Here is a 12,291-nt window from a genome sequence, read left to right as displayed (position 1 = left end):
CATGGGTGTTGCAGCCATCAAGACGGCCATTGAGCACTGGGGTTACGTTGCCCCGGTATTGGCCATACCGACCAATGACGCCGAGTATGACGCGCTGGTTGAAGCCCTGGATGCCGTCCTGGATGCAGGCGGTGCAGATGAAACCCACCCGCTGGCGCTGCTGGCCGACCGCATGGGTGAGCTGGTGGCGCGTTATGAGGATGATACCTTGCCACTGATCCCATCCACCGGCATTGATGCCCTCAAGTACCTGATGGAAACCCACGGGCTGGGGCAAGCCGACCTTCCAGAGGTTGGTAGCCAAGGGGTAATGTCCGAACTGCTCAGCGGTAAGCGCGAATTGAACGTCAGGCAGATTAAAGCGCTGACTGGGCGTTTCTGCGTGCCTGCACAGGTGTTCATGCCGTCATAAACAAGGCCGGGCAGAACGCCCAGTTTTCACGGAACCGGAAAAGAAAAGGCTCACATTTCTGCAAGCCTTTGAAATTACAAAGTATGAATGGTGGGCCCACCAGGACTCGAACCTGGAACCAAGGGATTATGAGTCCCCTGCGCTAACCATTGCGCCATAGGCCCAAAACCGGCAACGTTTACGATCAGTTGGTCGGCAGTGCGCCAGGATCGTATTCGAGGAAGCTGCGCAGCATATCCGAACGGCTGGGGTGACGCAACTTGCGCAGAGCCTTGGCTTCTATCTGGCGGATACGTTCGCGGGTGACATCAAACTGCTTGCCCACTTCTTCCAGCGTATGGTCAGTGTTCATGTCGATACCGAAACGCATACGCAGCACCTTGGCTTCGCGCGAAGTCAGGCTGGACAACACCTCGCGGGTGATTTCCGACAAGCTCGACGTAGTGGCAGACTCGATCGGCGACAAGATGTTGCCATCCTCGATGAAATCACCCAGATGGGAGTCTTCGTCATCACCAATCGGGGTTTCCATCGAAATCGGTTCCTTGGCGATTTTCAGGACTTTGCGGATTTTATCTTCCGGCATGTCCATCGCTTCGGCCAGTTCTTCCGGGGTCGCTTCACGGCCTTTTTCCTGCAACAGCTTGCGCGAAATGCGGTTGAGCTTGTTGATGGTTTCGATCATGTGCACCGGAATACGGATAGTGCGTGCCTGATCCGCAATCGAACGGGTAATGGCCTGACGAATCCACCAGGTCGCATAGGTCGAAAACTTGTAACCACGGCGGTATTCAAACTTGTCGACCGCCTTCATCAGACCGATATTACCCTCCTGAATCAGGTCGAGGAACTGCAAACCACGGTTGGTGTATTTCTTGGCGATGGAAATCACCAAGCGTAAATTGGCTTCCACCATTTCTTTCTTGGCGCGGCGTGCCTTGGCCTCACCGACCGACATGCTGCGGTTGATGTCCTTGATTTGCGCGATGGAAAGGTTGCATTCACGTTCAATTTCAAGCAGTTGCTCCTGCGCCTCACGCACCTTGGGCAACAAGGCCAACAGTTTGCTGGTGTCGCCACGTTTGTCAGCACAGTAGCGGTTCAACCATTCGAGGTCAGTTTCATTTTGCGGAAAACTGTCGATGAAATCCTGACGCGCCATACCACCCTTTTGCACGCACAGCTTCATAATGTGGCGCTCATTCTGGCGGATACGGTCAACAATTTCGTTCAACTGAATGGTCAGCTGGTCAATGATCGGTTGAGCCAGGCGGAATTCCATAAACTTGGTGGCAACAGCATCACGCGCTGCGGTATAGGCAGACTCGTTATTGCTGTCACAGGCAACTTTCGACGCTTCATAAAGGTCACGCAACTCGGCAAACTTGATGCGGGCCTCTTCTGGGTCAGGGCCGGTATCCACCGGATCAGATGCTTCATCGTCATCGTCTTCATCTGTGCCAGCCTCATCATCGGCTTCAGCCGCTGCTGCTGCCTCCTCATCAACAACGGGAGCTGCTACCGCAAAGACGTTCAGGTCTTCATTTGGGTTGACAAAACCGTTAATGATGTCGGTCAGGCGAATTTCCTCGGAATCAATCAATTCCGATTTTTCCAACAGCACTTCAGTAGATGCGGGATATTGCGCCAGCGCCCGCAGGATTTCATTCAAACCCTCTTCAATACGGATCGCAATCTGGATTTCGCCTTCGCGGGTCAGCAACTCAACCGTACCCATTTCACGCATGTACATACGTACAGGGTCGGTAGTACGGCCAAAATCGCTGTCAACGTTTGCCAACGCAGCCGCAGCTTCTTCTGCCGCCTCATCATCGGCCTGCACAGCGTCGTCATTCAACAACAGGGAATCGGCATCCGGGGCGTGTTCATAAACAGTAATACCCATATCGTTGATCATGGCAACGATATCTTCGATCTGCTCAGGGTCAACGATGGTGTCAGGAAGATGGTCATTGACTTCAGCATAGGTCAGATAACCCTGTTCCTTACCCCTGGCAATCAGTTCTTTCAGGCTGGATTGCTGCTGTTCTTCTTGGCTCATGCCCTAAACTCTCTGAAAAAAAGGTCGGTAATCATATCACATTTTTCTGAAACACAACCATCGTCAAGAACGCGTATCACTCACCGGCTGTGTAATTCAGATAACAGACACACTAAATCATGCTGCTCCTGCGCACTTAGGCCCTCAGTCCGTTCCCTGTGCAGCAGTTGCTCAAGTTGTTTGTGGCGCGATTGCCGCCTGATTTGTTGCAGGCAATCGGAAAATTCGCGCCGGATAACAGATTCATCACTGGTATCCGCCTGCCAGTTGCTCAAGCGCCGCAGCGCATTCTCATGTTCGGTCTGGCGGAAACGTTCCAGTAAACCTGCTGTGTGTATATGGGGGTGCTCCTCAATATTTTCAATCATGGCAGCCAGCAAACCCATCCCCGGCAGATCATAACTGAGGATTTGCTCCGGGCTACCCGCCAGCTCCGCCAATGCCGGGTTGTGCAGCAATAAGGCAATAGCGTGGCGGACTGGCGTGCGGCGCATATCCTGATCAGCAGGACGCGCTACATTATAGGTCAGTTCAGCAGCCCCTGAGGTATTCCCTTTTGCATAACGGCGCACAACTTCCAACGGCGTATCCGTGAGTGTAGACAATTCCTGAAAGATTTGTTCCCGCAGCAGGATGGTCGGCATGTTGGCGAGCAGCTTGAGGCTGTCATTCAACAAGCGGGATTTGCCTTCGCGGGTGCTGAGGTTAAAACGTTCCTTCAAGCCTGCCAGCAGGTAATCGCTCAGGGTCAGGGCGGACACCACGGCTACCTCAAAGGCATCCCTACCAGCTTTGCGCACCTGGGTATCGGGGTCTTCCCCCTGTGGCAGGAACAGGAAACGGATTTCCTTGTCATCACGCAACTCAGGCAAGGCGTTTTCCAATGCCCGCCAAGCGGCATCCCGCCCCGCCCTGTCGCCGTCGAAACAGAAAACGACTTCCGGAACCAGCCGCAACAATTGCCGGATGTGCTCGGGTGTGGTGGCAGTCCCCAGGGTGGCTACCGCATAGGTAACGCCAAACTGCGCCAAAGCGATGACATCCATGTAGCCTTCCACCACCAATAGCCGTTCCAGCTTGCGGGTATTCTGGCGCGCCTCAAACAGGCCGTAGAGTTCGGAACCTTTATGGAAAATGTCGGTTTCCGGCGAATTCAGGTACTTGGGCGTGCCATCACCCAACACACGGCCACCAAAGCCGATCACCCGCCCACGCCGGTCGCGGATGGGGAACATGATGCGTTCACGGAACCGGTCGTAGAATTTGCCCGCATCATTGCGGATCGACATGCCGCTGGCCAGCAGCTTTTCGCTGCCGTATGACGACAATTGGTTGCCCAGGGCATCCCAGCCCACCGGCGCATAGCCCAACCCGAAACCGGCAATGACTTCCGCCGTCAGCCCACGCTGTTGCAAATACTTACTGGCTTCAGGGTTTTGCTTCAGTTGGGACTGGAACCAGACCGCCGCATCCTCCAGCAACGCATACAGGTTTTTGTCTTTACGCTTGCGTTTTGGTGCAGATTCCGCACCTTCATGGGGAACCTGCACCCCAATAGCGCGCGCCAGCGACTCGATGGCCTCAGGATATTCCAGATGTTCGTATTCCATCAAAAAAGAGATGGCAGAACCGTGTGCGCCGCACCCAAAACAATGATAGAACTGTTTGACAGGACTAACCGTAAAGGAAGGCGTTTTTTCATTGTGGAAAGGACAACAGGCCATGTACTCACGCCCAGCCTTTTTCAACGGCACGCGCGAGCCAATCACGTCGACAATGTCGGCGCGTGCTAAAAGTTGGTCAATAAAGTCACGTGGAATACGGCCAGTGTTGTTCATTTGGCGGGTTTTTTACCATCTGCCTGAGTTAGGTCAGACAAGTATATTCCATTTGGCGGGTAGCATCTCTTTCCCCGTCAAGAAAAACCCGCTAAGGTGGTCTAGCCCTGAACCGGTATTTTGTACCATAATAGCTACCCTTTTGTTGCCGAGATTCCGATGAGATACACCGAATTACCCCCAGCGCAAGGGCTTTACGACCCTGGCTTTGAACACGATGCTTGCGGTATGGGTTTTGTGGCTCACCTGAAAGGTGTCAAGTCACACCAGATCGTCCAACAGGCATTGAAAGTACTGACCCACATGGAGCATCGTGGCGCTTGTGGCTGTGAGGAAAACACCGGTGACGGCGCTGGTATCCTGCTGCAAATGCCGCACACCTTCCTGGAAGCCGAATGCAAGTCGCTCAACATCAAGCTCCCTGCGCCCGGTGATTATGCTGCGGGCATGGTATTCCTGCCACAGGATGCTGACGCACGGGCGGAAGTCGCCTCCATCTTCGCGCGTATCGTCGAGGAAGAAGGCCAGGCCCTGCTCGGCTGGCGCGACGTACCGGTCAACCCTGCACCGATCGGCAAGACGGCTTTGCGGGCAATGCCGTTTGTCCGCCAGGTGTTCATCGCCAAATCCGGCGACGTTGCTGCTGGCATTGACTTTGAGCGCAAGCTATATGTCATCCGCAAGCGTACCGACAATGCAGTGAACGCCTCTGAAGTGGCAGGCCACGTCTATTTCCCCAGCCTGTCATCGCGTACCATCGTGTATAAAGGTATGCTGACCACCGAGCAGGTCGGGCAATTTTATAAGGATCTCGCCAACCCGCGTATGGAAACCGCCATTGCCATGGTTCACTCGCGGTTCTCCACCAATACCTTCCCCAGTTGGGAACGTGCCCACCCGAACCGTTACCTGATCCACAATGGTGAAATCAACACCATGCGCGGCAACGTCAACTGGATGAACGCACGCCAATCCATGATCAAGACGGAAGTCTTCAAGACTGACCTGAGCAAGGTTTTCCCGGTCATCAACCCAAATGGCAGTGACTCCGCGATGTTGGACAACACGCTGGAATTCCTTTACCTGAGCGGCTACTCCCTGCCCCACGCCATGATGATGATGGCACCGGAACCGTGGGCAAACCATGAAAACATGAGTGCGGAAAAACGTGCTTTCTACCAGTATCACAGTTGCCTGATGGAACCGTGGGACGGCCCTGCCGCGATGGGCTTCACTGACGGAACACAAGTTGGTGCAATCCTTGACCGTAATGGTCTGCGCCCGTCCCGTTACTACGTCACTAGCGATGACATGATCATTCTGGCATCCGAAGTTGGTGTATTGGACGAGCTTGACCAAAGCACAGTCATTTCTAAGCAACGCCTGACCCCGGGCCGCATGTTGTTGGTCGATACCGCCGAAGGCCGTATCGTTACCGACCACGAGCTCAAATACGGCATGGCCGGAGCCAAGCCCTATCAGGACTGGCTGGACAACAACCTGATTAAGCTGGAAGACCTGCCAGCCGCCAAGCATTCCCCGTTGCCGGAACACGAAGCCGTCGTCCAGCGCCAGAAAATGTTCGGCTACACCTACGAAGACGTGCGCAAAATGATCGTACCGATGGCACGCGATGGTATTGACCCTCTGGGTGCGATGGGTATTGACTCGCCGATTGCAGTGCTGTCCGACAAGCCACAGCCGCTGTTCAATTATTTCAAACAGCTGTTCGCGCAGGTAACGAACCCACCGATCGACTCCATCCGTGAAGAAATCGTTACTTCATCCATCACCACCCTGGGTTCCGAAGGCGACATTACCGCGCCGACAGCGGCAAGCTGCCACCAGATTCTGCTGCAATCACCGGTACTGGATAACGGCGAATTGATGAAACTGGTCGAAATCAAGCGCGAAGGTTTCAAGTGCGCCACCCTGCCCATCACTTTCCGTGCCATGGACGGTGAAAGCGGCCTGGAAGCGGCGATGGAAACCCTGTTCGCCGCTGCCGACCACGAAATCGACAACGGTGCAAACCTGATCGTCCTGTCTGACCGCACGGCGGATGCTGACAACGTACCGATCCCGTCCCTGCTGGCAGTGGCGGGTCTGCACCATCACCTGATCCGCGATGGCAAGCGCACCCGCGTCAGCCTGATCCTGGAATCCGGCGAACCGCGTGAAGTCCACCACTTCGCCGTACTGCTGGGCTATGGCGTACAGGCTATCAACCCGTATCTGGCATTCGATTCCATCGACGACCTGATTCGTGAAGGTCTGCTGCCGGGTATGGAACACGACTACGCGATCAAAAAATACATTAAGGCCGCCACCAAAGGCGTGATCAAGGTCATGTCGAAAATCGGCATTTCCACTGTCCAGTCCTACCGTGGTGCGCAAATTTTTGAAGCCCTGGGCATCAGCAGCGAAGTCATCAACAAGTATTTCACTGCAACCGCCTCCCGTATCGGCGGCATCGACCTGAACGTGATTGCGAAAGAAGCGGTCATGCGTCACCAGACTGCTTACGACCACCACGACGCCGAAGACCGCTCACTGCGTTCCGGCAACGTGTTCCAGTGGCGTAACGAGGAAGAAGAGCACCAGTACAACCCGATGACCATCTACACGCTGCAAAAAGCCGTGCGGATGGGGGATTACGCGCTCTACAAACAGTACAGCAAGCTGATGCACGAAGATGCCGAGGTGAAATTCAACCTGCGCAATCTGCTGGAGTTCAACTTCGCCGAGCAACCTATCCCGTTGAGCGAAGTGGAACCGGCTTCTGCCATCGTCAAGCGCTTCAAATCCGGCGCAATGTCGTTCGGCTCCATCAGTAAGGAAGCGCACGAAGCACTGGCTATTGCCATGAACCGTCTGGGTGGCAAGTCCAACTCCGGCGAAGGCGGCGAAGACCCTGCCCGTTTCACCCCCGATGCCAACGGTGACTCACGTTGCAGCGCCATCAAGCAGGCGGCTTCCGGTCGTTTCGGCGTGACCAGCCACTACCTGAACAGCGCCCAGGAAATCCAGATCAAACTGGCTCAGGGCGCAAAACCGGGCGAAGGCGGTCAGTTACCGGGCAAGAAAGTTTACCCATGGGTAGCAAAAGTACGTGGTACGACACCGGGCGTTGGCCTGATTTCGCCACCACCGCACCATGACATTTACTCCATCGAGGATTTGTCACAGCTCATTCACGACCTGAAAAACGCCAACAAACGCGCCAATATCAACGTCAAACTGGTGTCTGAAGTCGGCGTTGGCACCATCGCTGCCGGTGTAGCCAAAGGCAAGGCGGATGTCATCCTGATCTCCGGCTACGACGGTGGTACGGGCGCTTCCCCGAAAACCAGCGTACAGCACGCCGGTCTGCCGTGGGAACTGGGTCTGGCTGAAACGCACCAAACCCTGCTGCTCAACAACCTGCGCAGCCGCGTGCGTCTGGAAACCGACGGCAAACTGATGACAGGCCGCGACGTAGCCATCGCCGCCCTGCTAGGCGCGGAAGAATACGGCTTCGCCACCCTGCCACTGGTGGCGCTGGGTTGCGTCATGATGCGCGTCTGCCATCTGGACACCTGTCCGGTCGGCATTGCCACCCAGAACCCGGAACTGCGCAAGAAATATGCTGGCGACCCGCAATACGTGGTCAACCTGCTGATGTTCATCGCCGAAGAAATGCGCGAATACATGGCCAAACTGGGTTTCCGCACCATTGACGAAATGGTTGGCCGTGTTGACAAACTGCGTCAGGAACCTGCCAATGGTCACTGGAAAGCGGCCATGGTCGACATGAGCAAAATCCTGTTCACCCCTGAACTGGAAGAATGCGACGGCGTGTACTGCAACCGGGCGCAGGATCATGGCATTGCCCAATCACTGGACGAGCGCGAAATCCTCGCTGCCTGCCAACCTGCGATTGAAAGCGGCACACCGGTCATTGCGGAGTTCTCCATCAAGAACATCGACCGCGTAGCGGGTACCATCACCGGCTCCGAAGTCACCCGCAAGCATGGTGCTGAAGGTCTTCCGGAAGACACCATCCGCCTGAAGTTCAACGGTTCCGCCGGTCAGAGTTTTGGCGCATTCGTACCCAAAGGCATGACGCTGGAACTGGAAGGCGATTCCAACGACTACATCGGCAAGGGTCTGTCCGGCGGCAAAATCATCGTTTACCCGCAGAAAGACGCGAAATTCATCGCCGAGGACAACATCCTGGTCGGTAACGTCGCATTCTTCGGTGCGAGTGGTGGCGAAGCTTACATCCGTGGCGTGGCGGGCGAACGTTTCTGCGTGCGTAACTCCGGCATCCATACCGTTGTGGAGGGTACCGGCGACCACGGTTGTGAATACATGACCGGCGGGCGCGTGGTAGTACTCGGCAATGTTGGGCGTAATTTCGCAGCAGGCATGTCCGGCGGCGTGGCTTACGTCTACGACCCGGAAGGTATCTTGGCCATCAGCGGCAACACCGAAATGGTGTCCTACGGCCCGGTTGCCGAAGCTGACGAACAGGCTGAACTCAAAGGCATGATCGAAAGACACCTGCTGTACACCGGCAGTGAGCGTGCGAAGATGATTCTGGAAAACTGGGACAAGAGCCTTGCCAGTTTCGTTTGCGTCATGCCAAACGACTACAAGCGGATGCTGGATGCAATCAAAGCCTTTGAAGCCAAGGGCATGTCCGGCGATGAAGCCATGATGGCGGCCTTTACCGCCAATAACAGCGATGCCTCGCGCGTTAGCGGTAACTAAGGAGTACGTAAGTCATGGGAAAACCGACAGGATTCCTCGAATATCAACGCGAGCTGCCCGCTGACCGCGCCCCACTGGAGCGCATCAAGGACTGGCGTGAATTCCACCTGCATCTGGATGAAAAATCCAGTCGTGAACAAGGCGCACGCTGCATGGAATGCGGCATTCCGTTCTGCCAGACCGGCAAAGTGTTGCCGGGTGGCGCAAGCGGTTGCCCAGTGCACAACTTGATCCCTGAATGGAATGACATGATCTTTCGGGGCTTGTGGAAAGAAGCCTTTGAACGCCTGCGCATGACCAACAATTTCCCGGAATTTACCGGGCGTGTCTGCCCTGCACCCTGCGAAGGCTCTTGCACCTTAGGCATCAGCGAGCCGCCTGTTACCATCAAACTGAACGAAGTCAGCATCATCGACAAGGCGTTCGAGGAAGGCTGGGTCAAACCGGAAGTGCCTGCTGAACGCACCGGCAAGAAAGTAGCGGTAGTCGGTTCCGGCCCTGCTGGCATGGCTTGCGCCGACCAGCTGAACAAGGCTGGTCATGAAGTTACCGTTTACGAGCGTGCTGACCGCATTGGTGGTCTGTTGATGTACGGCATCCCCAACATGAAGCTGGACAAGCAGGAAATCGTGCAACGTCGCGTTGACCTGATGGCTACCGAAGGCGTGACTTTCGTCACTGGCGTTGAAGTTGGCAAGGATATTCCAGCCGAGCAACTGCGTAACGATTTCGACGCAGTGGTATTGTGCGCTGGTGCAACCCAGCCGCGCGACCTGCCGGTAGAAGGCCGTGGACTCAAAGGCGTGCATTTCGCTATGGAGTTTCTCACTGCCAACACCAAAAGCCTGTTGGATTCCAATCTGGAAGACGGTAACTACATTTCTGCCGCAGGCAAGAACGTTATTGTCATCGGTGGTGGTGATACCGGCACTGACTGCGTGGGGACTTCCGTGCGTCACGGCTGCAAGTCCGTCAAACAGCTGGAAATCATGCCACGTCTGCCGGATAGTCGTGCCCCTTCCAACCCGTGGCCGGAATGGCCTGCCGTTTTCAAGATTGACTACGGTCAGGAAGAAGCTGCTGCGGTGTTTGGCCGTGACCCACGTGACTACCTGATTTCCACCAAGAAAATCGTGGGTGACGAAAACGGTAACATCAAGGAAATCCACATCGTGGGCGTGCGTTGGCAACGCGATGGTTCCGGACGCATGAACCTGATCGAAGTGGAAGGTACTGACGAAGTGCTGCCAGCTGATCTGGTTTTGCTGGCGATGGGCTTTACCGGCCCGGAAAAGACCCTGATCGACGCGCTCAAGCTGGATACTGACCCGCGTGGCAATGTGCAAGCCGAATACGGCAAGTATGCGACCAATTTACCGGGTGTATTCGCTGCCGGTGATATGCGCCGTGGCCAAAGCCTTGTTGTCTGGGCCATCAACGAAGGCCGCGAGGCTGCCCGTGAGTGCGACCGCTTCCTGATGGGCAAGACCTTCCTGCCGTAAGTTGCACCTTTCCTCTCACCCCTTGGGGGATTAGCCCTCAAGGGGAGCTGAAGAATCTTTTAGCCCAGCATCTCTTCTGCCAACGCCCGCGTTGCTGGGGTTATTTCCACCCCACCGATCATCCTCGCAATTTCTTCCACCCGCTGTTCCTGCGTCAGCTGCACGATACCGGTGCTGGTGTGTTCCTTGCCCTTGATCTTGGTGACTTTGTATTGCTGGTGAGCCTGGGACGCCACTTGTGGCAGGTGGGTGACGCACAGTACCTGCCGGTTGGTGCCGAGGTTTCGCAACTGTTTGCCGACCACTTCAGCGATGCCGCCACCGATACCGGTATCCACTTCGTCGAAGATCAGTGCGGGCAGGGTCACCTTCTGCGCTGCAATCATCTGGATGGCGAGGCTGATGCGTGACAGTTCGCCACCGGAAGCCACTTTCATCAGCGGCTTGAGCGGCTGGCCGGGGTTGGCGCTGACGGTGAATTCGATGCTGTCCATCCCCATGGTCTGAAAGCTGGCGTCAGGAGCCTGAGTGACGATGATTTCAAACTTGCCGCCTTGCATTCCGAGTTCCTGCATGGCTTTGGATACGCTGGTGGAAAGCTGTTTGGCGGCCTTGCTGCGGGCAGTGCTGAGGGTGTCGGCTTGTTTGCGGTAAGCAGCTGCGGCGTCCAGCAACTGTTTTTCCAGTGCTTCAAGATCGTAATCGCCGCCGCCGAGTTGTGCCAGTTCGGCTTCGATCTGGGTGAGGCGCTGCGGCAGTTCCTGTGGCTCGACGCGGTATTTGCGGGCAAGATTGCGGATATCAGCGATGCGGTTTTCCACCCATTGCAGGCGCGCTGGGTCGAGATCGAGGCTTTCGGCGTAATCGCGCAGTTCGATGGCGGCTTCCTGCACCTGAATCTGGGCGCTGGTCAGCAACTCAAGCGGCGTTTGCAAGCGGGCATCAATGCCGACCTGCGTTTCCAAATCGTGGATCAGGCTGCCAAGCGTGGAATACAGCGAGGGTTCGCTGTCGTACAGCTGATCGTAGCCTTGCGCGGCGGTGGAACGTAGCTGTTCGGCGTTGGCAAGACGGTTGAGTTCTTCGTCAAGCTGTTCAGGTTCTTCCGCCTGTAATTGCAGTGCGCCAAGTTCCTGCACCTGAAATTTCAGCAGATCGACACGTTCCTGATGCTGCTGGTTCTGACTGGCAAGGGTGGTGACGCGCTCGTGCAGTTGCTTCCAGCTTTTCCAGGCTGCACGGGTGTTGGCGAGCAGCCCGTCATTTTCGGCGAAAGCATCCAGCATGTCGCGCTGGGCATCCTTTTTCATCAGTGACTGGTGTTCGTGCTGGCCGTGGATGTCGACCAGTTGTTCGCCGAGTTCGCGTAACTGGGTGAGGTTGGCGGGGGAACCGTTGATCCACGCGCGTGATTTGCCGTTGGCGGTAATGAGGCGGCGCAGGATGCAGGTTTCGTCTTCGCCATCCATGCCCTGCCCTTCCAGCCAGGCGCGGGCGGAAGGGGTTTGGGTGATGTCGACGCTCAGCGTGATTTCGGCCTTGTCCGCACCGTGGCGCACGGTGCTGCTGTCGGCCTTGTCGCCCAGCACCAGCCCGATAGCGTCGAGCAGGATGGATTTGCCCGCGCCGGTTTCCCCGGTCAGGGCGGTCATGCCGGGGTACAGTTCAAGGTCGAGCGCTTCGATGATGGCGAAGTCGCGGATATGGATGTGTGTCAGCATA

General features: G+C 56.0%; 6 protein-coding genes and 1 tRNA gene. 3 read left to right on the top strand and 4 right to left on the bottom strand.

Translation table 11 applies throughout. The features are described 5' to 3' along the window. The first annotated feature begins 1 nt into the window (after position 1). Positions 2–412: a helix-turn-helix domain-containing protein gene (locus THINI_RS21170; RefSeq protein ID WP_002710552.1), complete on the top strand. Its 411-nt coding sequence runs from the start codon at positions 2–4 to the stop codon at positions 410–412. Positions 413–500: 88 nt separating this feature from the next. Here the strand turns inward: THINI_RS21170 and THINI_RS21165 are convergent. From THINI_RS21165 to dnaG, 3 genes are all read right to left on the bottom strand, one after another. Then, a tRNA-Ile gene (locus tag THINI_RS21165) sits at positions 501–576 on the bottom strand. A 20-nt stretch (positions 577–596) separates the two neighbouring features. Beyond that, a complete protein-coding gene (gene rpoD, locus THINI_RS21160; RefSeq protein WP_002710551.1) occupies positions 597–2,474 on the bottom strand; it encodes an RNA polymerase sigma factor RpoD in 1,878 nt (625 codons plus the stop codon). 80 nt (positions 2,475–2,554) lie between these two features. Further along, a complete protein-coding gene (dnaG, locus tag THINI_RS21155; RefSeq protein ID WP_002710550.1) occupies positions 2,555–4,312 on the bottom strand; it encodes a DNA primase in 1,758 nt (585 codons plus the stop codon). A gap of 159 nt (positions 4,313–4,471) precedes the next feature. Here dnaG and gltB point away from each other — a divergent pair, with 159 nt between their 5' ends. After that, positions 4,472–9,067 carry a glutamate synthase large subunit gene (gene gltB / locus THINI_RS21150; protein WP_002710549.1) on the top strand — a complete coding sequence of 1,532 codons (4,596 nt, stop codon included), beginning with the start codon at positions 4,472–4,474 and terminating at the stop codon, positions 9,065–9,067. Positions 9,068–9,081: 14 nt separating this feature from the next. Then, positions 9,082–10,569: a glutamate synthase subunit beta gene (locus THINI_RS21145; protein ID WP_002710548.1), complete on the top strand. Its 1,488-nt coding sequence runs from the start codon at positions 9,082–9,084 to the stop codon at positions 10,567–10,569. 59 nt (positions 10,570–10,628) lie between these two features. Here the strand turns inward: THINI_RS21145 and recN are convergent, their stop codons facing one another. Next, complete coding sequence (gene recN, locus THINI_RS21140) at positions 10,629–12,290, bottom strand: DNA repair protein RecN (RefSeq protein WP_002710547.1); 1,662 nt, start codon at positions 12,288–12,290, stop codon at positions 10,629–10,631. Between the last annotated feature and the right edge of the window lies 1 nt (position 12,291).

This window comes from Thiothrix nivea DSM 5205, from assembly GCF_000260135.1.
In the GTDB taxonomy this organism is placed as follows: domain Bacteria; phylum Pseudomonadota; class Gammaproteobacteria; order Thiotrichales; family Thiotrichaceae; genus Thiothrix; species Thiothrix nivea.
Note: the sequence above shows the minus strand (reverse complement) of the source record. Positions and strands in the feature narration are given on the sequence as shown.